Genomic DNA, 21,394 nt, shown 5'->3' with positions numbered 1-21,394 from the left:
AGGCCGGCGTCCACCTCGCCTCACTCATCCTCTGGCTCAGAGAACCCACCCAAGATCCTTTGCCAGACAGGCCCTAGGCCCCTCCGGGCTGCTCGCTTTCATTACTCGCAGTGATGCCCTGGACGGCTGCTCGGCGACGCTACGGTGCCGTCCGGCCGCAGCCGCTCGCCGTACGGGCCTGCTTCCGGTCGAAGAGCTCGCCTTGCCCCAGGCGCCGGCGCAGAAGCACGCCGTCGTGTCGTTGTTCATCCGCCCGCTCCCCGCCGTGAGCGTCACGGAGCAGGAGCCGTGCTGATGCCGAAAAAGCCTTCCGCAGCCGAGCGCTGGCTGACGGCTCAAGAAGCAGCCGACTGTCTCCGTATCGCGCGCAAGACGCTCTACAACTGGGCCTCCACGTGGGAGGTGCAGCGACGCGGTCCAGAACCTCTCCGTCTAGGCAACCGCGCTCTGCGCTACGCAGTCGGACGTCGATCGCTGCCTCGAAGCCCGGGAGCGCGCTAGCTGACTTCCAAGATCATCGAACGGAGGCACATCCATGACCACGGAAGAGCCGTACGACCGCTGGCACAAGGCCCGGACGGAGCCGGGCGAACCGGAATGCCCCGGGCACCCAGGACTCGTGCCCACCGCGATCTACGGCATGGAAATGCGGTGGCAGGCGCGTTGGCGGGACAGGGATAGCCGGCAACGGTCCTGTATTCGGCAAGCGGTCGGTAGGGGATGGGAAGCGCGGGGAGTACCGGGACTCCATTGCGTTCCATGGAGGCCGTCGGCGTTCGTCGCTCGGACATGGAGGCTGTCCCTGGTAAGCAAGCGGTGGAGGAACAGCGACAGAGAGGGCAGGCGGTGCCGTTGAAAACGGCTGCCAGCAGGTCTGTGATCTCTGTGGATTCGTTCCTCGGGAGAAGTACGGGAGCGCATCACGCACTGGCGGTCGCCGAAGTCGGCCGCTGTGGTTTGGGGCCAGGGGAGGAGGGTCTCTCCTTGCTCCGAGAAGTACGGCGAGTTAGTCACTGTCAACAGGCTCGGCAAGCCTGTCCAACAGGATTCGGTGAGTCCCGCGTTCGCCGCAGCGAGAAGAAGGGCTCAGGTGAATGGTGTCGCGGTGCCGGACGATGCCACGTTCCGAGACCTGCGGCATGTCGTTGACGCGGTGCTCATCGCTTCGGGTGTCGAGCCGCGCAAGGTGCAGGCGCGCATAAGGCATGCGCGCCTGTCGCAGACACTGGACACCTACGGCTACCTGGTGTGCGAGGTGGGTGTGGGAGGTGGACTGGGGAAACGCTCCGGCTTCGTTCGAGGAGCTGTATGGCATGCCGGCACCCCGGGGGGGCCTTCCGACGGCCGCTCTGGTGCCTCGGACCGAGCGCAGAGGGTCGAGCCGAGGCGGCTGAGTGCTGTCGCAGTCTTCGTCATGTGCACGCGATGTGCACGGGCGCGGGAGAAGCCTTGCGTAAGCGCGGCTCACACGGCATCCCTGCGGAAGACCAGCGTGTAGCGCCAGAACAACCGGCGTCGCATCCGTGCGCCGGGCAGGACGCGGCGGGCCTCGTCGGCGACCTCGCGGGATCCCATGGTCGCCGGCCGGGTCGCGGCCGTCATCGAGGCCGGCCGGGGCGCCGGGCGTCCGCCGTTCCTGAACCAGCCCATGGCGGCGTTCGCCGGGACCGCGACCGCGCCGAGCACGTGATCGGCGAGGGTCTGCGGGCGGGAGAGGCCGACCACGACGAGGGTGCCGCCCGGCGCGAGGTGGCGTCGGAATCGGGTCAGCGCGTCGGCGAACGGTAGGTGGTGCAGGGTGGCCACGCAGGTGATGACGTCGTACGGTCCCGGCGGCAACCCGGTGAGCGCGTCGGCGGCGACGAAGGTCACCGGGGCGCCGGGGCGGGTCCGCTCCCGGGCGCGTACGACCATGTCCGGGTCGGCGTCCACGCCGGTCACGGAGTCGGCCCGGGTGGCGAGGAGCCGCGCCAAGTCGCCGCTGCCGCAGCCGACGTCGAGAGCGCGGCCGATGTGCCGGGGGAGCTGCCGCATGATCCAGCGGTGGTAGTGGGCGTTATGGTCCCACGGATGGGCGGTGTTGAACCGGTCGAGGGCGCGGAGGGCACGCCGCGGCAGGGTCGTCATGCTCCGAGTTCACCAGACGCGCATGCTCCGTGTTCAGCAGAGGCGCGTGCTCCGAGTTCGGCAGACGCTCGCGCGCACAAGTTCCGCCGTCGCTGCCCGCAGGGGCTCACTCGCGTCCCGGTACCGGGCTGACGTCCGCCTGGGCCGGGGCCTCCCGAGCGGCAGCTCCTCACCAACCCCTCAGCCATCCACCTCGACGTACCCTCCGGCGTACTCAGCCGTCGGTGCGATGGGCGTGATGATGTCGATGAGGACGCCGTTCGGGTCGGACACGATGAAGTGGCGCTGGCCGAAGTCCTCGCTGCGCAGCGGGAGTTCCGGGTGCAGGCCCGCGTGGACGACGAGGCGGTCCCACTCCGCGTCGACGTCCTCCACCTCGAAGTTGAGCAGCAGCCCCCGCACCGGCTCGCGGTGACCCTCGGGCAGGGTCGGGTGGGTGTGGTCGAGCAGGGCCAGTTCGTAGGGGGAGTCGCCCGGCCGCCTCAGGCTCACGTACCAGTCGGACGTGAAGGTCGTCTCGAAGTCCAGGAGCCGGGTGTAGAAGGCGTGGGACTCGCGCAGCCGCGCGGTGGCTATCACGGGGTAGAAGCCGGTCAGTCGCATCAGGTGCCTCCTGGCCCAGGTTCGTCATGCGTCGGCGGGGCTCGCATCGGCGGTACGCCTACGGTGGGCGTCGCTGCCGCACGCGCGTTCACATACCATCGGTACGCGAATCGGTGCGCGAGTGAACGTATTCGCATACCAGTGGTATGTCAATGAGGCGGAGGGTCGGCACCATGGCCGAGCGGCGGGAGTATGGGGAGCAGCAGGAGCGGCATGGCCGAGCGGCGGGGCGCCCCGGTGTCCGTGCGCGGCAGCGGGAGCAGACCCGTGCGCGGCTCCTGGCGGAGAGCCGGCGGCTCTTCGCCGCGCGCGGCTACGCGGCCGTGGGCCTGGCGGAGATCGTCGAGTCCGCCGAGGTCACCAAGGGGGCGCTGTACCACCACTTCGCCGGGAAGGCGGAGCTCTTCCGTGCCGTCCTGGAGGAGGTGCAGCGGGAGGTCGGCGAGCGCGTCGCCGCGGCGGCCGAGCAACACGGCGACCCCTGGGAGCAGTTGGCCGCGGGGTGCCAGGCGTTCCTCACCGCGACCACGGAACCGGACCTCCAGCGGATCATGCTGATCGACGGCCCCGCCGTCCTGGGCTGGAGCGACTGGCGGGCCATGGACGAGGCCGCGTCGGCCCGGCACCTCACCGAGGCCCTGGCCGTGCTCGTCGAGGGGGAGGCCATCCCGGCGCAGCCCGTCGCCCCCCTTGCCCGGTTGCTGTCCGGGGCGATGAACGAGGCCGCCCTGTGGCTCGCCTCGTCGACGGACCCCGAGGACCTGGCCCACACCCGGGCCGCGCTGGACCGGATGCTCCGAGCGCTTCGGCAGCAGTGAGCGCCCCCGCGCCCCCCGCTACCGCCCCCGCGCCCCCCCGTTACCGCCCTCGCGCCCCCGTTACCGCCCCCGCGCTCCCGTGACCGCCCCCTCCCGCTCCCGCCTCCCCGGCTGGTGGAGCCCCGTGGCGACCGCGCGCCATTCGGGCATCGCCCCTGTGCCGCCCGGGCCTTGCCCCGCGCTGCTGACGCGTTCCGATCGGCCTGCGTTAGAAACTTGATCCGTCCTGCCCGGTCATTGACGTGACTCGTTCACAAAATTTATGGTCCGTGGACCCTCACGGACCACCTGACGGAGAACAATGACGTACTCCCTGGTTTCGCGGCCGCGTGCCGCCCGGCTGTCCGCGGCGGCGCTCGCCGGAGTGCTCCTCGCCGCCGTGCCGCCCACCGCCGGCTCCCAGCCGCAGCGGGGCGCCGCCTCCGCCACCCCGCACTCCACCCCCCACCCCACCTGCCGCGACGGCGCGGGCTGGACCCTCGACAGCACCCGTATCGACCCCGAGGACACCCACCACGCCTTCGTCGGCAACGGCTACCTCGGGCAGCGCGTGGCGCCCAACGGCTCCGGATACACCGCCGGCGACGCCAAGACCGGCTGGCCGCTGTTCACGCCGCGCTACGACGGCTCCTTCGTCTCCGGCCTGTACGCGCACAACCCGCGCACCGCCGGGAACCGGCAGGCCGTCGCCGCGCTGCCCACCTGGACGCCGCTCACCGTCACCACCGGCGGCGCGGGCACCGACACCTTCAACTCTTCGACGCGGCCGGGCCGCATCTCCGCCTACCGCCAGAGCCTGCTGCTGCACTGCGGAGTCGTCCGCACCTCGCTCACCTGGACCGCGGCCGACGGACGGAGGACCGACCTCGTCTACGAGGTGGTGGCCGACCGCGTCAACCCGCACGTGGGCGCCGTGCGGCTGCGGATGCGGCCGCACTGGAGCGGCGAGGCGACCGTCACCGACGTCCTCGACGGCCGCGGCGCCCGGCGGATCCAGCAGACCGGCGGCGGCGACCGCACCGCAGCCGGCCGAGCGGACGCCGACCACCCGGGCGCCGAGCGCGCCGACGGCCACCGGTCCCGCGGCACCCGGCGGCACGACCACCCCGCCCCCGCCATGGACGTCACCTTCCGCACGGACGGCACCGAGGTCGCGGGCGCCGTCGCCTCCACCCTGCGCGGCGGACACGGCGTGCACCACGCCCGCGCCCAACGCGCCGCGGCCGCCCGCAAGCTGAGCACCCGCCAGAGCCTCACCCTGCCCGTCCGCCGCGGGCAGACGTACGAACTCACCAAGTACGTGGGCGTCGACACGGCCCTCACCGCCCGCGACCCGCGCGCGGCGGCCGGGGCGGCAGCCCGGCGCGCCGCCCACCGGGGCTGGGACGCCCTGCTGCGCGCCCACACCGCCGCGTGGGCCCGGCTGTGGCGCAGCGACATCGAGGTGCCGGGGCGGCGCGACCTGCAGACCTGGGTGCGCTCCGCACGGTACGGGCTGCTCTCCAGCACCCGCGAAGGCGCCGCCAACAGCATCGCCCCGGCGGGCCTGACCAGCGACAACTACGCGGGCCTCGTCTTCTGGGACGCCGAGACGTGGATGTATCCGGGGCTGCTCGCCACCGACCCGGCACTCGCCAAATCCGTCGTCGACTACCGCTACCGCACCCGCACGGCCGCCCGCGCCAACGCCCGCGCGTTCGGCTACAAGGGCCTCTTCTACCCCTGGAACAGCGGCAGTTCGGGCGACCTCGCCAAGGAGTGCCACAGCGTCGACCCGCCGCACTGCCGCACGCAGATCCACCTCCAGGCCGACATCTCCCTGGCCACCTGGCAGTACTACCTGGCCACCAAGGACACGACGTGGCTGCGCAAGCGCGGCTGGCCCGTCCTGAAGGGCATCGCCGAGTTCTGGGCCGGCCGCGTCAGCCGCAACGCCGACGGCAGCTACTCCATCAAGGACACCGCGGGCCCCGACGAGTACAGCAACGGCGTCGACGACGCGGTGTTCACCAACGCGGGCGCCGTCACCGCCCTGCGCAACGCGACCCACGCCGCGCGACTGCTCGGCGAGCGGCCCCCCGCCGCGTGGTCGCGGATCGCCGACCGGATCCGCATCCCGTACGACGCTCGCCGCAAGGTCTTCGAGCAGTACGACGGCTACGACGGCGGCATGATCAAGCAGGCCGACACGGTGCTGCTCATGTACCCGCTGGAGTGGCCGATGCCGAAGGGCGCCGCGGCGGCCACGCTCGACTACTACGCGCGGCGCACCGACCCCGACGGCCCGGCCATGACGGACTCGGTGCACGCCATCGACGCCGCCGGGATCGGCGAGCCGGGCTGCTCCGCGTACACGTACCTGGAGCGCTCCATCAGGCCGTTCGTCCGGGGCCCCTTCGCGCAGTTCTCCGAGGCCCGCGGCGACAAGGCCGGGGCCGAGGACCCGCTGTCCGGCTCGCCCGCGCACGACTTCCTCACCGGCAAGGGCGGCTTCCTGCAGACCTTCACGCACGGCCTGACCGGCATGCGCCCGCGCGAGGGCGCGCTGCGCCTCGACCCGATGCTGCCGCCGCAGCTCGCCGGGGGCGTCACCCTGCGCGGCCTGAAGTGGCAGGGCCGTACGTACGACATCGAGCTCGGCGCCCACCGGACGACGGTGCGGCTCACGCACGGAGAGCCCATGACCCTCGACACGCCGCAGGGGGAATCGGTCGTCAGCGAGGGCGCGCCCGCGGTCCTGAAGACCCGCCGTCCCGACCTCGCGCCCACCGACAACAAGGCGCGCTGCGTCCCGGCCGAGGCCTCCTCCGAGGAGCCGGGGATGTACGCGGGCGCCGCGGTCGACGGCAGCCCTGCCACGGCCTGGGTCCCGGACGCGGCGACCGGCACCCTGACCGCGGACCTCGGCGAGCCCGTCCGGGTCCGCGGCGTCACCCCGACGTGGACCGGCACCGAGCCGGTGTCGTACGCCGTCGCGGTCTCCCTCGACGGCCGCCGCTGGCACGCCGTGGACGGGAAGGACCGCCCCCGCCTCGCGCGCTTCGTCCGGGTGACAGTACGGGGCGAGCCCCGGGCGAAGGAGCGGCCCGGCATCGCGGAGCTGACCGTGCGCTGAGCACCCGCGAGGCCTGTCGGCAGAGGCCGGGCCCCGCCTCCGCGCGAGCGGCGGCGGGGTCCGTGTGCGTCTGGGGGCGGGTCAGGCCGCCGGTGCCTCCGCAGTGCCGCGTACGTGCCGGTCGCGGGCCGCGCCGAGGCCCACGGCGACCTGCGGGACCAGGAGGACGAGGAGCACGACCACCGGGACGGTCCAGTCGTGCGAGGCGTCGTGGACGGCGCCCAGGACGGCGGGCCCGGTGGCGGCGAGGACGTAGCCGAAGCACTGCGCCATGCTGGACAGTTGCGCGACGTGCCGGGCGTCCGGCGCCCGCTCCACGATGAACAGCAGCGCGAGGCTGATCGCCGCCCCCTGGCCGAGGCCGAGCAGGCTCATCCACACGTAGGCGCCGCCGGCCGGCGCGGCGAGCAGACCGCCGTACGCGACCGCGCACAGCACCGCGCCCAGGGTCGCGAGGGCACCGGAGCCGAGCCGTCCGCCGACGGCCACCGGAGCCAGGAAGGAGCCCGCGATGCCGAGCAGCGAGGAGAACGACAGCATCCACCCGGCGTCGCCCGCGCCCATCCCGGAGTCCTGCAGCAGCGTCGGCAGCCAGGCCGCGGCGGCGTAGTAGTTCAGCGACTGGAGCCCCATGTACGCGGTGACCTGCCAGGCCAGCGGGGAGCGCCACAGGCCGCGCACCGGGTGGGCCGCCTGCCGGGCCGCCGCCGCGCCGACCCGGGTGTACGAGCGCGCCCGCGGCAGCCACACCACGAGGGCAAGCAGCGCGAGCACCCCCCAACAGGCCAGGGTCGTACGCCAGTCCATGCCCGTGGCGTCCCGCACCGGCAGGGTGACGCCCGCCGCGAGCGCGGCGCCGCCGAACAGCGACATCGAGTACAGGCCCGTCATCAGGCCCGCGCGGGCGGGGAAGTCCCGCTTGATGAGCCCGGGCAGCAGCACGTTGGCGACGGCGATGCCCGCGCCGATGACGACCGTCCCCGCGAACAGCGCCACCACCGAGTCCAGCGTCCGCAGGGCCGTGCCCGCGCAGATCAGGGCCATGGTGCCGAGCAGCGACCGCTCCGTGCCGAAGCGGCGGCCGAGGCGCGGCGCGACCGGCGCGAGCAGCCCGAAGCAGAGCAGGGGCAGCGCCGTCAGGAGGCTGGTGGCCGCCGCCGACATGCCGCTGTCGTCGCGGATGGTGTCCGCAAGCGGGGACACGGCGACGAGCGCGGGGCGCAGGTTCAGGGCGAGCAGGACGACGCCGAGGCCGAGGTGGAACGCGCGGCGGCCGGTCACCCCGGGTGGCCGCCGCTGGGGGCGGGCGAGTGCCGTGGCGTCGTCGTCCCGCGCCACGGTGGCCGTGGGGGCGGGCGCTTGCCTGCGCATGACGTGTCTCCTGAGGGGGGGGTGGGGTGGTGCGGTGGTGCGGTGGCGGCCGTGGGCCGGTGTTCAGCCGGTGGGCCCGGCGTCGTCGTCGTGCGGCGGCTGGGCGCGCAGCGCCGCCATGCCCTCGGCGAGGTGCGCGAGCACGGCGGCCTCGGCGGCGGCGGGGTCGCGCGCCTCGATGGCGTCGAGGATCGCCTGGTGCGCGCCGATCTGGTGCCGTACGGAGTCGGGGACCGGGGCGCCGACCACGGACTGCAGGGTCGAGCGCGTCGCGTCGCTGAGGTGGCCGTACAGGTCGGCGAGGACGTCGTTGTGGGCGGCGGCCGCCACCGCGCGGTGGAAGGCCAGGTCCGCGTCGATGAACGCCTCGATCTCGCCGGCCTCCCAGGCCCGGCCGCGCTCGGCCAGCGCCGACCGCAGCGCGTCGAGGTCCTCCGGCGTGCGCCGCTCGGCCGCGTACCGCGCGGCGTCCCGCTCCAGGGACGCGCGCACCTCGTACGCCTCCAGGACACCGGCCTTGCGCACGCGGCGCTGCACGGCCGCGCCGAAGTCGCTGCTCGCGCGCACATAGGTGCCGTCGCCCTGGCGCGGCTCCAGCATCCCGGTGTGCACCAGGGCGCGGACGGCCTCCCGCACGGTGTTGCGCCCGACGGAGAGCTGCTCCACGAGCTGCGGCTCGGCCGGGATCTTCGTGCCGACCGGCCACTCGCCGTCGGCGATGAGGCTCTCCATCTGCGCGATGACGAGGTCGACGAGGTTGGTCCGTGCGGGGCTGCGCAGCGGCATCGGCGGGGTGCCCTCTCTGCCTGGGCGACGGGGGACGAGGCAGACATGGGAACATCCCATGTTTACGGGTGTCAAACGGTGCCGAACGGCGGCGGCGCTGCGGGAGCCCGGTGGACGGGCCGCCGCCGGACCGGGGCGAGCGGTCCCGTCTCCCCAGGTCAGGCCAGGGCAGGCGGGTCCAGGTCAGCCGGAAGTCCTGCGACCCGGACGGCCGGTCAGCCGGTCCGTCGCCGCCTGACCTCGTACGCTCCGAGCACCACCGCCACCGTCAGCAGGCTCAGCCAGAACTGGGCGCGGCTGTCCGGCAGGAACGCCATCGCGCCGATCACGGCCGTCATGGCGGCGACGGTGAGGCGGCTGAGCCACGGGAAGCCCCACATGCGCAGCGTGAGCCGCTCGGGGGCCTCGCGTTCGAGGGCGCGCCGCATCCGCAGGTGCGCCAGGGCGATCGCGAGGTAGACGAAGAGCGCGACGGCGCCGTAGGAGTCGATGAGGAACTGGAAGACGACGTCGGGCGAGATCCACGCGGCGACGACCGACGCGTAGCCGACGGAGGTGCCCGCGAGGATGGCCCGGCGCGGCACGCCACCGCGGCCGAGCCGGGTGAAGCCGCGCGGCGCGTCGCCGCCGCGGGTGAGCGCGAAGAGCATCCGCGACGAGGTGTAGAGCGCCGAGTTGAGGCAGGACAGGACCGCCACGAGTACGACGGCGTTCATGACGGTCGCCGCCGCGGGCACCCCGAACCGCTCCAGGACCGCCGCGTACGGGCTGACCTCGACGGCGTCGTCGGTCCAGGGGACCACGGTGACGACCAGCAGGATGGACAGGACGTAGAAGGCGACGACGCGCAGCACGATCGACCGGATCGCCGCCGCGACGGCCCGCTCCGGCTCGGTGGACTCCGCCGCCGCGATGGTCACGATCTCGGCGCCGGTGAAGAAGCCCACGCACGGCACCACGGCGGCGAGCACCGCGCCCACGCCCTCGGGCGCGAACCCGCCGTGCGCGGTGAGGTGGTCGAAGCCACCGGTGGCGTCGGGCCACAGGCCGAGCACGTACAGCGCGCCCAGGAACAGGAACACGACGATGGCCAGCACCTTCACCGACGAGAACCAGTACTCGAACTCGCCGAAGGACCGCGCGGAGACCATGTTCGTCGCCGTGAGCAGCGCCATCAGTACGAGGCTGACCGCCCACAGCGGCGCTCCGGGCAGCCACAGCCGGACGATGCGCCCACCGGCCACCGCCTCCACGGCGACCACGATCACGAAGAAGTACCAGTAGAGCCACCCGACGGCGAACCCGGCCCGGGCGCCGAGCGTCTCGCGCACATGGGCGTAGAACGAGCCGAGCGCGGGCCGCGCCACCGTCATCTCGGCGAGCATCCGCATGATGAGCACCGTGAGCACCCCGGCGCCCAGGAAGGCGAGGACGGCCGCGGGCCCGGTCTGCCGCACCACGACACCGCTGCCGACGAAGAGCCCCGCCCCGATCACCCCGCCCAGCGCGATCAGGTTCATGTGCCGCCGTTCGAGGCCCTTTTGCAGGCCGCCCGTGTCCGGGCCTTCCAGGCCACCCGCGCCGGGACCGGGCGGCGGGGCCGGGGTGTTCCGTGTCCGCGTCCTCACGTCAGGCGACGCTAGACGGCGAACGCTGCGGCGGTGTTGCCGCGGTATTGCGGTCGCGACGGCGGGGCGGCAGCCGTCCGCGGTGTGTCAGGCGCGCGCCGCGGGCCCTCAGGCGTGCACCGGGGACCATCAGGCGTGCGCCGCGGCCCGTCAGGCGTCCGCCCGGGACTGTCGGTCGTCCGCCGCGGACAGCCGCGCGGTGATCTCCTCCGCCGTGAGCACGAGCGCGAACCCCTTGCGCAGCACGGCCAGTTCCGGCTCCTGGCGCGCCTCGTCGTCGGTGGCCGTCGTGTCCGCGCCGAACACGACGCGGTACCCGCGCTCGTACGCCTGCCGCGCGGTCGTGCCGCAGCAGTAGTTGGTGAGCGTCCCCGTGACGATGACCGTGTCCCGGCCGAGGTTGCGCAGGACGGTGTCCAGCGGGGTGTCGTAGAACGCTCCGTACGACGGCTTGCGGATCAGGACCTCGTCCTCGCGCGGCCCCATCCCGGCCCAGATCCGCGCCGGGCCGGGGCGGCGCCACCCGTCCGCGCCGTGCGGCAGGTACCGCAGCGCGTGCGGGCGGTCGAGGCCGAGGTGGGTGTCGTCGAAGACGGTCCAGACGACCGGGACGTCCACCGTCCTGCAGTGCTCCACCAGGCCGCGCAGCCGGGGCGCCATGCGGGTGGCGGCGGGCACCCAGTGCGGGCTGAACCCGGGTTCGACGAACTCCTCCTGCATGTCGACGACCAGCAGGGCGGAGCGTTCGGGGCGCACGGCGAAGGACGCCCGCCCGCGCTCGTAACCGTCCCGTGCCCGGGCCGCCACCCATTCCTCGGTGTACGCGGTCAACGCCATGGAAGCCTCCAGAGCTCGTCGTATCGGATCCGTGCCGCTCCACCCGGACCGACCGGGCAGCTCATACATCGGATGGGAATATATCGGTACGATGTATCCCCTGCGAGGTGTGACCATAACAGGGCGGCCGGCCGGGCGACATCGGCTTTGCGGGGCGGGCGGCATCGGCTCGCCGGGATGACAGGGCGTACGGCTGGACGGCTGAGGACGGTGCCGCGGCCGGGCCCCCGCCGCCTCGATGGCAGGCCGTGCGGTGATCTATGGGGCACCGTTACATGATCTTCGGATAGCCGTAATGACGGGTGAACTAGGTTGATTGCGTACTCGCCGGACAGCGCGGACAGCGCGGACGGCGAGGGCGAACAGGGCAGTGCCCGGTGCGCCGCGGCCCGATCCGCGGGGCCGTGCCGCGCGCACCGATCCACCACCGTGAAGGGGAACCACGCCATGACCACCACCCACCGTCGCAGCACCCTGCGTACCGCCACCGTCTCGGTCCTCGCCGGTACGGCCCTCCTGGCCCCGGCCGCGGCCGCGCTGGCGAGCACGCCCGCCGCGGAGCGGCCCGCGGTGGTGCGGACCGTCGCCGCCAAGCCCGTGAAGATCGACATCGGCGCCGGTGTCACCATCACCGTCAAGGACGGCAAGCCGTACTACGACGGCAAGGCCCTCAAGCCCGGCCAGACCGTCGACGACGGCATCTACCTGCACCTGAGCGCCGACGGCAAGCGCCTGTACAGCAAGACGCAGGGCGGCGGCACGCCGTACGCCATCTGGGACGTCAGGACCGGCAAGAGCCTCGGCACCCAGAAGAACAGCCCCACCGCCCCGGTGAAGGCCGCGCTCACCGCCAAGCCCTCGGCCACCTCCGTGAAGGCCTGGCAGGAGCTGCGCGTCAGCGGCAAGGCCACCGGCATCAAGGCGGGCACCAAGGTCGGCCTCCAGCAGAAGCAGCGCGGCACGTGGAAGACGCTGCCCGCGTCCACCACCGTCAACAAGTCCGGCGCGTACAGCCTGCGCGTCAAGCTCGGCCTCAAGGGCAAGAACGAGCTGCGCATGAAGAGCGGTGCCACGCTGTCGCCCGCCTTCACGGTGACGGTCCGCTGACCTGCCGCAGCCACGACACGGCGTACGGCGCCCGGGCGTCCGCCACCCCTCGGGGGTGGGGGGCGCCCGCGCTGTTTTCCCGGGCGGGGCGGGCGACTTTCCGGGGAGAGGCGGGCGGTCCTCCGGGGCGGGGAGGGGCCGGTGGAGGGGCGCACGGTCGGGCCGACGGGTGCGAGGGCGGTGAAATTCGGTGTCGGTTCCACCCCGGCGACCAGCATGATCGAATCGCTCCACGACCGAACCGGCCCCGTGCCGCAGTCCGCAGCCCCTACCCCCCAGCCCGCAACCGTAAGCTCGTAGCCCGTAGCCGAAAGGTGCCGCCCATGCCCCTCGTCCCCGCCGACCCGACGGTCCTGCACCCCATGCCCGGCCAGTCCCGTGTGGTGCTCCTCAAGCCGCTGATCACCTCGCCGCTGATCGAGGTGGGGGAGTTCTCGTACTACGACGACCCCGACGACCCCACGGCGTTCGAGACCCGCAACGTGCTCTACCACTACGGGCCCGAGAAGCTCGTCATCGGGAAGTTCTGCGCCCTGGGTGAGGGCGTCCGGTTCCTCATGAACGGCGCCAACCACCGCATGGACGGGCCCTCCACGTTCCCCTTCCCCATCATGGGCGGCTCCTGGTCCGACCACTTCGACCTCATCACCGGCCTGCCGGGGCGCGGGGACACCGTGGTGGGCCACGACGTGTGGCTCGGCTACCAAACCCTGGTGATGCCGGGCGTCCGCATCGGTCACGGCGCCGTCGTCGCCTCGGGCTCCGTGGTGGTCGACGACGTCCCCGACTACGGCATCGTCGGCGGCAACCCGGCCCGCCTCCTGCGCCGCCGCCACAGCGACGAGGACATCGCCCGGCTCCTCGAAGTGGCGTGGTGGGACTGGCCGTTGGAGCACCTGACGCAGCACGTCCCGACGGTGATGTCGGGCAGCGTGGCCGACCTGGAGGCGGCGGCGCCCACGGCCTAGTGCGTCGTCCGCGCCGGAGCGTCCGCGCCGGGCTCACCGCGGGCGGTGGCCGCCTCCAGGCGGCGGGGGCTGTGCTGGCGGGCCGGCGACACACGGGCCGCCTTCGAGCCCGAGCCGTCTCGCTGCATCATGGTGGCATGATCACTGTGCATCTGACGTACGAGATCGACGCCGACAAGCTGGAGGACTTCGAGGAGTACGGTCGCCGCTGGGTCGGGCTCGTCAACCGTTTCGGCGGGACGCACCACGGCTACTTCCTGCCGAGTGAGGGCGACAGCGACATCGCCTACGCCCTTTTCTCGTTTCCCAGCCTCGCCGCGTACGAGCAGTACCGCACGGACAGCGCCTCTGATCCGGAGTGCCAGGACGCGTTCGAACTGGCTCGTCGCACGCGCTGCATCAAGCGGTATGAACGCCGCTTCCTCCGGCCGCTGGAAGGCGTGTCCTAGGCCGGGGGGTCGAGCGGGGTACGACCGTGATGAGCGGCTGTGCGCAGCGCGGCGATGACAGCGGTGGTCGTGGGGTCGGCGGTGTCGGTGTGACGCGTCGCGGCGAACAGCTCCCGGTGGATCGGGTGCTCCTCGATGGGTGAGGTGTGGATTCCGGGGGTTGCCGGGTCGATGGCCGTCCGGGGGATGAGCGCGGTGGCGAGGCCGGCCCGGGCGAGGGTGAGCTGGGCCGCGATGTCGGTGGTGACGTAGGGCGTCGACGGTGTGAAACCGGCTTGGCGGCACGCGTGCAGGATGGCTTGTCCGCAGTCCGTGGCCGGCGGCGGCACGGCGAGGCTGTGGGTGGCCAGTTCCCGCAGGGGGACGGGTCGCTCGCCGGGCCGGTCCGTCGCGGTCACGACCAGCAGTGGATCGTCGAGCAGCCGGTAGGCGTCGATGCCCCGGGGGGTGGCATCGGGCAGGTGGTGATACCGCTGCCCGAGCACCACGTCGACGGTGCCGAGTGACAGTTCCCGCAGCTGCGCCTGGTCGGTGGCGAGGCAGGTGACGGTGAGCTGCGGGTGCTGCGAGGCCAGTGCGGTCAACGCTGGGGCCACGATGCGGGCGACGGTCGACGGCAGCGCGGCGAGGGTGAGGGCGGCGCCGACCGTGCCCTTGACCGCCGCTACGGCGTTCTCGGCCTCCCGCACCGCGGCGAAGATCCGGTCGGCGTGTTCGACGAGCACCCGTCCCACCTCGGTCAACGCAACGGTGCGTCCGTCGGGGCGCAGCAGATCGACACCTACCTCACGCCGCAGCGCGGCCAGCTGCTGGGACACGGCCCCGGGGGACAGGGCCAGTGACTGTGCGGCCGCGGCGATGGAGCCGCGTGCGACGACGGTCTTGAGCATGTGCAGACGGCGGATGTCCAGCATGAATCGATAGATTACCTAAAGGGTCGCAGGAGAAAACACCCCCTTGTCCTATCGGGTAGTGGTGCGCGACCTTGGGCGCATGGAGATCTTCGAATGCGTCGACGCGGTGGCCCGGCCCCTCCATGACTTCGGTGACGAGTTCATGTCCGACGAGGCGACCAGCGCGACAGGCCTGCGCGCCGGTTTCCCGCCGGGGCGCGGCTTCTACTGCCGTGGCCGGTTCGGGGTGCTCGGCGAGGTGCCGGTTCCCGTGGTCCAGGACAGTACAGGGTTTCCTCGGCCCCGGCCTGATCTCCGCGGGCTGGTCGGCGGGACGGGCCGTGATGTCGGCGGGAGACGCCGCCGCTTGCTACGCCCGGGCCATCCGGCAGTGGGGGCGCACACATATCCCCGGCGATGTCGACGTGGAGCACTTCAACCGGCTGGCGCGGCAACTGATCGACGCTGCCGACGCGGACGCACTGCCCTTGTTCGCCGGCTGGCGTGCCCAGCCCTGCCCCGACGACGACCCGGTCGGTGCGGCCATGCAGCGCGTACACGCGCTACGGGAGCACCGCGGCGCCTGCCACCTGGCCGCGGTACGCCTGTGCGGGCTGACCGCCCAGGCGGCCATGGTCATCAACCTCGGCGTCGAGCAGGCGACCCACTACGGCTGGGAACAACCCGACCCCGCAGCCGCGACCCTGCTCCCCCGATGGCAGCGCGCCGAGCGACTCACCACCGAGCTGCAGGCACCGCTCTACGCCGCCCTGACCCCCCGGCAGCGCACCGAATTCGCCCAACTCGTCACCGCCTTGACCGCCGCTCCGACCCCGACCTGACGAAGGTGCCGCCGGGACCCCGCCCTGCCCGCCCCGCTGACACCGACACCGGTCCGTGACGGCGCCCCGCAACTCTCGGGCTGAAGACGGGGCCCTTTAGGGGCTGGCACGATGAGCACCCATGGATGATCGAAAAGCCGTTGAGGCTCAGGCGCTCCGTGTGGTCACCGACCTCTTCCCGCAGGCCCTGGGCGCCGTGCTCGGAGGTTCCGCGGCCCACGGACGGGCCACCGCGAGCAGTGATCTGGACGTGGCGGTGCTCCTCCCCGACTCGGACACCAGCCGACGGGAAGTGATCCGCCGCGAGGGCCGCGTCGTCGAGTTGTTCCTCAACACCCTCGCGGACGTCCCGGAGTTCTTCGCGTGGGACCGAGCGCGGCGTCGCGGAACGGTCCTCTTCGTCTACGGCCAAGGCCTGCCCCTGGCTGATCCGCACGGGCATGTGGCGCGAGCGCGCGCGTTGGCCCGGGACCTGCTCGCTGCCGGGCCTCCCGCGCTCACCACCGCCGAGTGGGAGCACGGCCGTTACGTGCTCACGTGCTTCCTGGACGACCTGGTCGACACCTCACCCGACGACCGGTACGAACAGCTCTCCCTCGCCGACCAGGTGCTGCGCAAGGCGGCGGATCTGGTCACCGCTCACCACGGTGCCTGGACGGGCATCGGCAAATGGCTTCCCCGCCGGCTGCTGAGCGCCGCCCCGGCGCTCGGCGAAGCCCTGCTGGACGGCCACCGGGCCGTGGCCGAGCAGGCGGACCCCCTGCCGCTCGCCACCGCGGTGCGGCGGGCACTCGACCTGTTCGGCGGACCGCTGACGGAGGGGTACAGCCACCGCTGGCGCACCTGAACGAGTGCCCACGTGCCCAACGGCGGTGCCTCCTTGAGGCGTTGCCGTCCCAGGGCTGCCCCCAGGGGTGATTCGCCTGCCGGGTCCGGGGCAACCGGCCGAGTATGACGACTCACGACGAGCACCGTGGTACTCCCGGCATGGGAGAGATGGAACGAGGGACTCCGCATCGCCTCGCGGCTCGCGACAGCATGTGGACGGTGGCCTGGACGGCCCTGTGCGTCCTGCTGGCCCTCTGGTCGCTGGCCTGGGGAATCGGCGCGGCCCGGGGCGCCACCCACGCCTGGGTGTACTGCTTCTGCGGCCTCGTACTGCTCGCCTGCGCCCTGTGGGCCCGCCGCTCAGCGATCCGGAACAGTCCGCCGCGTCATCTGTGAGGGGGCCTTACCTGGGCGCGCCTTGATTCGGTGGTAGCAGTGCCAGGGGTGGTGGAACAGCACCCGCGCTCCGGCCCCCTCCGCGCGCTCAGCCCGGCCTGTGCCGGGGCGCTTCGGCCGGGGCCGGGTGCGCCGGGTGCGCCGGGGGCGGCTCCCCGCGGCGGAAGGTGCCCGCGGCCAGGGTCAGGGGGGCGATCAGTAGGACGAGGGCCGCGACGGCGCCGAGGGCGAGCGGCAGGCTGGTCAGCTCGGCGATGCCGCCCACCATCGGAGGGCCGAGCAGGAACCCGCTGTAGGCGATGGTCGTCGCGAACGCGACCTCACGCTCCCCGCCGCCCCCGTCGGCCCGTCGCCCGGCCGCGCCGCTCAACTCCATGACGACGGGGGACGCGTACGCCAGACCGGCCCCGGCCACGGCGAAGCCGGCGAAGGTGAAGGCAGGCGACGGTACGACGACCGCGGTGGCAAGGCCGAGCCCACCGATCGCCGCACCCCCGACGAGCATCCGCGGCGCGCCCCAACGCCGCTGGACCGCCTCACCGCACAGGCGGGTGCACGCCATGGTGAGGGAGAAGCACGAGTAGATCAGGGCGCCGGTGGCCTCGCCGAGGCCGCGCTCCCGCACGCCGAACAGCGCCGACCAGTCCGCCGTCGCTCCTTCGGCCACCGACGCGCACAGCGCCACACCGCCGAGCAGCCACAGCGCCGGACGCCTGGACGGTGCCCGCCCGGCGCACCCGCCCGCCGCGGGCACCTTCAACCGCTCCTCCACGGGGATCCAGCGCGCGATACCGACGGTGACGCCGCCGCAGAACACCGCGACGAGGGCGAAGTGACGGCTCGGCGGCAACCCCTGCCCGGCCGCGACCGCGGCGCCGACCGAACCGGCCAGCGTGCCGAGACTGAAGGCCGCGTGGAACAGCGGCATGAGCGCCCGGCCGGTCCGCCGGACCGCGGTCACACCCGCCACGTTCATCGCCACGTCCATCGCGCCGACCATGCAGCCGAGGACGAGCAGCAGCAGGCCGAGCGTCACGGGCGACCTCGCCAGGCCCAGCGCCGGGAGCACCGCGGACGCGGCGACGCCGGACACCGTCATCACGACGCGGGCGCCGAACGCCGCGCACAGCCGGCCGGCGAGGAGCGCGGCGGTGATCATGCCCGCGCTGGTACCGAGCAGGGACAGGCCCAGCGCCCCCTCGCCCGCGCCGGTCCGCTCGGCCAGCGCGGGCACCCGGGGGGCCCACGAGCCGAGGAGCGCGCCGTTGAGGACGAACGCGCCGAACACCGCGATGGTCCCCGGGCCCCTGCCACCGGCCCGGTCCGGGCGGATACCGGTCATGGTCAGCTCCGTCCCGGTCTGGCCGGTCGAGTCGCCACCGGCCCGGCGCCGTGGCGCGTATGCGGAGGTCTGCGTGAACCAGTGGGTCTGGACCAGCGGCCCTGGACCAGCGGACCTGGGTGAGTGGGCCAGTGGGCCAGTGGATCAATGGATCACGCCGATGGAGCCGAGCGTAGGGTCGCCGGAGCGCCCGCCGACCGCGATGGCGCGTTCACGCCAAGCGGATGGCCGGTTCGGGTCTCTTCGGTGCGGCGCCGGCCGACGACCCGTCAAGCTCTCCACGAGAGCGACTAGGAGAGGTCACCCCGAACGACTGCAACGACTACTCCGGAGGAGCCGGGATGGTCAAGCGCAATCCGCCCCTGGACCTGAGTGCATCCCGACGACTGCTCCAACGGGCGGCGCGTGTCGACGCCACCCAGGCCTACTCCGGGTATGTGCTGGCCCGCGACCGGCTGGTGGAGGGCGCGTACCCGCTGTACGGAGAGCGAGCCTCCGGCGCGTACGTGTGGGACGTCGACGGCAATCGATACGTGGACTTCATCCTCGCCTACGGCACCATCATCCTCGGTCACGCCGATCCGGTGGTGTCCGAGGCGGTGATCCGGGAGATCCGCGACGGGTTCGCCATAACGCTGCGCAAGGAAGTCCAGGTGGAACTGGCCGAGCTGCTGGTCTCGGTGGTCCCGCACGCCGAACGGGTCTTCCTGCTCAAGAGCGGGTCGGACGCGACGAGCGCGGCCGTGCGGCTGAGCCGGGCGCACACCGGGCGCGAGCGCGTGATCCGCTGGGGGTACAACGGCTGGCACGACTGGTGCGCCACCCGTCCGGCGGGGGTGCCCCGGTCCGCCCAAGAGGCCGTCAGTACGTTCACGTACAACGACCTGGCGAGCCTGGAGCGGGAGTTCCGCCGCCGCCCCGGCGAGGTCGCCTGCCTGCTGATGATGCCGTTCGAGGAAGTGCCCCCGGCCGACGGCTTTCTGAGCGCCGCCGCCGAGCTGGCCCGGCGGCACGGTGCCCTGTTCGTGCTCGACGAGATGCGCTCCGGTTTCCGGGTCGCGCTGGGCGGGGCGCAGGAGCGGTACCAGGTGCAGGCGGACATCGTGACCTTCAGCAAAGCGATGGCTAACGGATATCCCATTTCGGCGGTGGTGGGTCGCGAGGAGGCCATGCGAGCCGTCGGTGACGTGCATATCGGGTCGACCTTCCACGTGAACGGCGCGGAGATGGCCGGTGCCGTCGCGACGATCACCCGGCTCCGTGATTCCGACGCGTTGAAGCACATCGAGGAACTGGGCGCCGCTTTGCAGCGCGGCCTGGCCGAGCAGATCGCCCGGTCCGGGCTCGACGCCCAGGTACTGGGTGTGCCGCAGATGCCCTTCATGCGTTTTCGGCACACCGATGACGACACGCGGCAACGCATTCAGGACGCCTTCTACACCGAGACCACGCGGTGCGGAGTCTTGTTCCACCCCAACCACCACTGGTACGTCAACGCCGCGATGACCCATGACGACATCGAGACCGCTCTCGCCGCCACCGAGGCGGGGTTCCGGGCGGCGGAGAGCGCCGCCGCGGGCTGCGGGTGAGGGAGCGGCGGGGGCAGCGGGGGCAGTGGGGGCTGGCCGGGGAGGGGCACCTCCGGCCGCACCGCGGCCGATGAACGCGCCATGTTGGAAGCCGGGCAGGTGCCAGGTGCCAAGCGGTGCGGGAATCCGTACAACCGTTCCAGTACGTCGGGGGTCTTGGAGGCGTATCTCTGATCGACTTCCTACTAGGGGGGAACGGACGTGCGACGTCACATCCGTCACGCCATCGCGATCGCCGCGGCGGCCACCACACTCTCCGGAGGCCTGCTGGCCTCCACCACCCCGGCCGAGGCCGCCACCCCGGCTCCCGCGCCCAGCCGGTACTCCGACGACTTCAACGGCGACGGATACCACGACCTGGCCATCGGCTCCCCGGACGCCGGCGTGCAGGTCGCCGGAGCGGACGGGGCCACCACGATGCTGCTGGACGCCGGCTACGTCACCGTCTCGTACGGCGGCAAGCACGGCGCCCAGAAGACCGGCCTCAAGGCCCTCACCCAGAACAGCCCCGGAGTGCCGGGCGACGCGGTCCGGAACGGGCGGTTCGGGCAGGTCCTCACCAGCGGCGACTTCAACGCCGACGGGTACGCGGACCTCGCCGTGGGCGGCCGGGACCAGGTCAGCCTGCTCTGGGGCAGCCCCACCGGCCTCAAGGGCGGCGCCCAGATGGCCGACCCCTTGGACTGGCCCGGCTTCGGCACGGTCCTGAAGGCCGGTGACTTCACCGGCGACGGGAAGACCGACCTGGTCGTCGGCTACGGCACCAGGCTGGACCTCTTCAAGGGCCCCTTCAAGGCGGACGGCTCGCCCGTCTCGACGAAGAAGGTGGACACCGGCCGCGCCTACCCCGTCTACGACGAGGGTGCGCAGGACCGGATCGCCGTGGGCCGCGTCAACAAGGGGGCCACCGACGACCTTGTCGTCCTGGGCGAGAAGCGCATGCGGGGCCGGGTGCTCCTCGGCGGGGCCTCCGGCCTGCGTCTCACCCCGGCCACCATCCGCGGCGGCAACAGCGTCGCCGTGGCGGACTTCGACAAGGACGGCTACGGCGACGTGGCGGTGGGCGACGCGGAGTCCGTGCTCGACACCGAACGCTCCGCGGGCGTGGTCCGGGTCAACTACGGGGCGTCCAACGGGGTGGACGAGAACCGCAGCATGCGGATGTTCACCGAGGACACCCCCGGCGTCCCGGGCGGCGTGCAGCAGGGCGACCGCTTCGGCGCTGCCGTCGCCGCGGCCGACCTCGACCGGGACGGCTACGCCGACCTGGTCGTCGGCGCCCCCGGCGAGCGCAAGCCCACCTGTGAGCACTGCTACATCAGCGGCGGCGGCCTGTACGTGCTGAAGGGCTCGACCAAGGGCGTCACCGGCACCGGCGCCGCGTTCTACGCCTACAACGCGCCCGGCCTGCCCCGTCCCGCCGGTACGTACCGCATCCCCACGCAGCTCAAGACCACGGACCTGAACAACGACAAGCAGCCCGAGATCACCATCCCGGTCCGGGCGAGCGCGCCGCAGGTCTGGTCGGTCGGCACGAAGGGCGGCAAGGTCGCCGGGACCTCGCCCACCCGCGTCGTACAGCCACCGGCCGACCCGCAGGTCGGCACCGGCCTCGGCTTCGGCGTACTCGCCCGCTGACGACCACCCGACACCGCTCGACCCCCGGGGACCGCACCGCCGCGGCGACCGCCGCCC

General features: G+C 72.8%; 19 protein-coding genes. 10 read left to right on the top strand and 9 right to left on the bottom strand.

Translation table 11 applies throughout. The annotated features are described in order from the left end of the window. Nucleotides 1-1,464: 1,464 nt before the first annotated feature. Both QK440_RS14510 and QK440_RS14505 read right to left on the bottom strand, forming a co-directional pair. Complete coding sequence (locus tag QK440_RS14510) at nucleotides 1,465-2,127, bottom strand: class I SAM-dependent methyltransferase (protein WP_282793495.1); 663 nt, start codon at nucleotides 2,125-2,127, stop codon at nucleotides 1,465-1,467. A 180-nt stretch (nucleotides 2,128-2,307) separates the two neighbouring features. Then, a complete protein-coding gene (locus QK440_RS14505; RefSeq protein WP_282793494.1) occupies nucleotides 2,308-2,730 on the bottom strand; it encodes a VOC family protein in 423 nt (140 codons plus the stop codon). Between the two features lie 173 nt (nucleotides 2,731-2,903). Between QK440_RS14505 and QK440_RS14500 the strand changes: the two genes are divergently transcribed. Beyond that, the gene (locus QK440_RS14500) at nucleotides 2,904-3,548 is read left to right on the top strand and encodes a TetR/AcrR family transcriptional regulator (RefSeq protein WP_282793493.1); all 645 of its coding nucleotides are present in this window, start codon (nucleotides 2,904-2,906) and stop codon (nucleotides 3,546-3,548) included. 301 nt (nucleotides 3,549-3,849) lie between these two features. Next, on the top strand, nucleotides 3,850-6,663 hold the full coding sequence (locus QK440_RS14495; protein WP_282793492.1) for a discoidin domain-containing protein: 2,814 nt from the start codon (nucleotides 3,850-3,852) through the stop codon (nucleotides 6,661-6,663). Nucleotides 6,664-6,744: 81 nt separating this feature from the next. Here the strand turns inward: QK440_RS14495 and QK440_RS14490 are convergent, their stop codons facing one another. The 4 genes from QK440_RS14490 to QK440_RS14475 all read right to left on the bottom strand — a co-directional run bounded on the left by QK440_RS14490 (nucleotide 6,745) and on the right by QK440_RS14475 (nucleotide 11,285). Next, nucleotides 6,745-8,034, bottom strand: coding sequence for an MFS transporter (locus QK440_RS14490; protein ID WP_282793491.1), 1,290 nt, complete (start codon nucleotides 8,032-8,034; stop codon nucleotides 6,745-6,747). Between the two features lie 63 nt (nucleotides 8,035-8,097). Beyond that, on the bottom strand, nucleotides 8,098-8,820 hold the full coding sequence (locus QK440_RS14485; protein WP_282793490.1) for a FadR/GntR family transcriptional regulator: 723 nt from the start codon (nucleotides 8,818-8,820) through the stop codon (nucleotides 8,098-8,100). 215 nt (nucleotides 8,821-9,035) lie between these two features. Further along, a complete protein-coding gene (locus QK440_RS14480) occupies nucleotides 9,036-10,448 on the bottom strand; it encodes an amino acid permease (RefSeq protein ID WP_282793489.1) in 1,413 nt (470 codons plus the stop codon). Nucleotides 10,449-10,598: 150 nt separating this feature from the next. Continuing rightward, nucleotides 10,599-11,285 carry an isochorismatase family cysteine hydrolase gene (locus QK440_RS14475; protein ID WP_282793488.1) on the bottom strand — a complete coding sequence of 229 codons (687 nt, stop codon included), beginning with the start codon at nucleotides 11,283-11,285 and terminating at the stop codon, nucleotides 10,599-10,601. Between the two features lie 447 nt (nucleotides 11,286-11,732). On the opposite strand from QK440_RS14475, the gene QK440_RS41390 reads away from it, so the two are divergent. Beyond that, entirely contained in the window at nucleotides 11,733-12,392 is a 660-nt protein-coding gene (locus QK440_RS41390; RefSeq protein ID WP_349239291.1) for a hypothetical protein, read from the top strand. Between the two features lie 323 nt (nucleotides 12,393-12,715). Further along, nucleotides 12,716-13,360 carry a CatB-related O-acetyltransferase gene (locus QK440_RS14465; RefSeq protein WP_282793487.1) on the top strand — a complete coding sequence of 215 codons (645 nt, stop codon included), beginning with the start codon at nucleotides 12,716-12,718 and terminating at the stop codon, nucleotides 13,358-13,360. On the opposite strand, the gene QK440_RS14460 is transcribed toward QK440_RS14465, so the two are convergent. Further along, on the bottom strand, nucleotides 13,357-13,491 hold the full coding sequence (locus QK440_RS14460) for a hypothetical protein (RefSeq protein ID WP_282793486.1): 135 nt from the start codon (nucleotides 13,489-13,491) through the stop codon (nucleotides 13,357-13,359). The genes QK440_RS14465 and QK440_RS14460 overlap by 4 nt on opposite strands. Nucleotides 13,492-13,497: 6 nt before the next feature. Between QK440_RS14460 and QK440_RS14455 the strand changes: the two genes are divergently transcribed. Continuing rightward, entirely contained in the window at nucleotides 13,498-13,809 is a 312-nt protein-coding gene (locus QK440_RS14455) for an NIPSNAP family protein (protein ID WP_282793485.1), read from the top strand. On the opposite strand, the gene QK440_RS14450 is transcribed toward QK440_RS14455, so the two are convergent. Then, a complete protein-coding gene (locus QK440_RS14450; RefSeq protein ID WP_282793484.1) occupies nucleotides 13,806-14,723 on the bottom strand; it encodes a LysR substrate-binding domain-containing protein in 918 nt (305 codons plus the stop codon). The two genes, QK440_RS14455 and QK440_RS14450, sit on opposite strands and share 4 nt — an antisense overlap. A 323-nt stretch (nucleotides 14,724-15,046) precedes the next feature. Here QK440_RS14450 and QK440_RS14445 point away from each other — a divergent pair, with 323 nt between their 5' ends. The 3 genes from QK440_RS14445 (at nucleotide 15,047) to QK440_RS14435 (ending at nucleotide 16,768) form a co-directional block, all read left to right on the top strand. Next, nucleotides 15,047-15,544 (top strand): hypothetical protein, encoded by a 498-nt coding sequence (locus QK440_RS14445; protein ID WP_282793483.1) that lies wholly within the window; start codon nucleotides 15,047-15,049, stop codon nucleotides 15,542-15,544. A gap of 121 nt (nucleotides 15,545-15,665) precedes the next feature. Further along, nucleotides 15,666-16,391: a nucleotidyltransferase domain-containing protein gene (locus tag QK440_RS14440; protein WP_282793482.1), complete on the top strand. Its 726-nt coding sequence runs from the start codon at nucleotides 15,666-15,668 to the stop codon at nucleotides 16,389-16,391. Between the two features lie 200 nt (nucleotides 16,392-16,591). Beyond that, complete coding sequence (locus tag QK440_RS14435) at nucleotides 16,592-16,768, top strand: hypothetical protein (protein WP_282793481.1); 177 nt, start codon at nucleotides 16,592-16,594, stop codon at nucleotides 16,766-16,768. Between the two features lie 88 nt (nucleotides 16,769-16,856). Here the strand turns inward: QK440_RS14435 and QK440_RS14430 are convergent, their stop codons facing one another. Continuing rightward, nucleotides 16,857-18,110, bottom strand: coding sequence for an MFS transporter (locus QK440_RS14430; RefSeq protein WP_282793480.1), 1,254 nt, complete (start codon nucleotides 18,108-18,110; stop codon nucleotides 16,857-16,859). Nucleotides 18,111-18,451: 341 nt separating this feature from the next. Between QK440_RS14430 and QK440_RS14425 the strand changes: the two genes are divergently transcribed. Then, nucleotides 18,452-19,699: an aminotransferase class III-fold pyridoxal phosphate-dependent enzyme gene (locus QK440_RS14425; RefSeq protein WP_282793479.1), complete on the top strand. Its 1,248-nt coding sequence runs from the start codon at nucleotides 18,452-18,454 to the stop codon at nucleotides 19,697-19,699. Between the two features lie 201 nt (nucleotides 19,700-19,900). After that, on the top strand, nucleotides 19,901-21,337 hold the full coding sequence (locus QK440_RS14420) for an FG-GAP and VCBS repeat-containing protein (RefSeq protein ID WP_282793478.1): 1,437 nt from the start codon (nucleotides 19,901-19,903) through the stop codon (nucleotides 21,335-21,337). Nucleotides 21,338-21,394 lie beyond the last annotated feature (57 nt).

Origin of the sequence: Streptomyces sp. CC224B, from assembly GCF_030010595.1 — a bacterium.
In the GTDB taxonomy this organism is placed as follows: Bacteria; Actinomycetota; Actinomycetes; order Streptomycetales; family Streptomycetaceae; genus Streptomyces; species Streptomyces longispororuber.
Note: the sequence above shows the minus strand (reverse complement) of the source record. Positions and strands in the feature narration are given on the sequence as shown.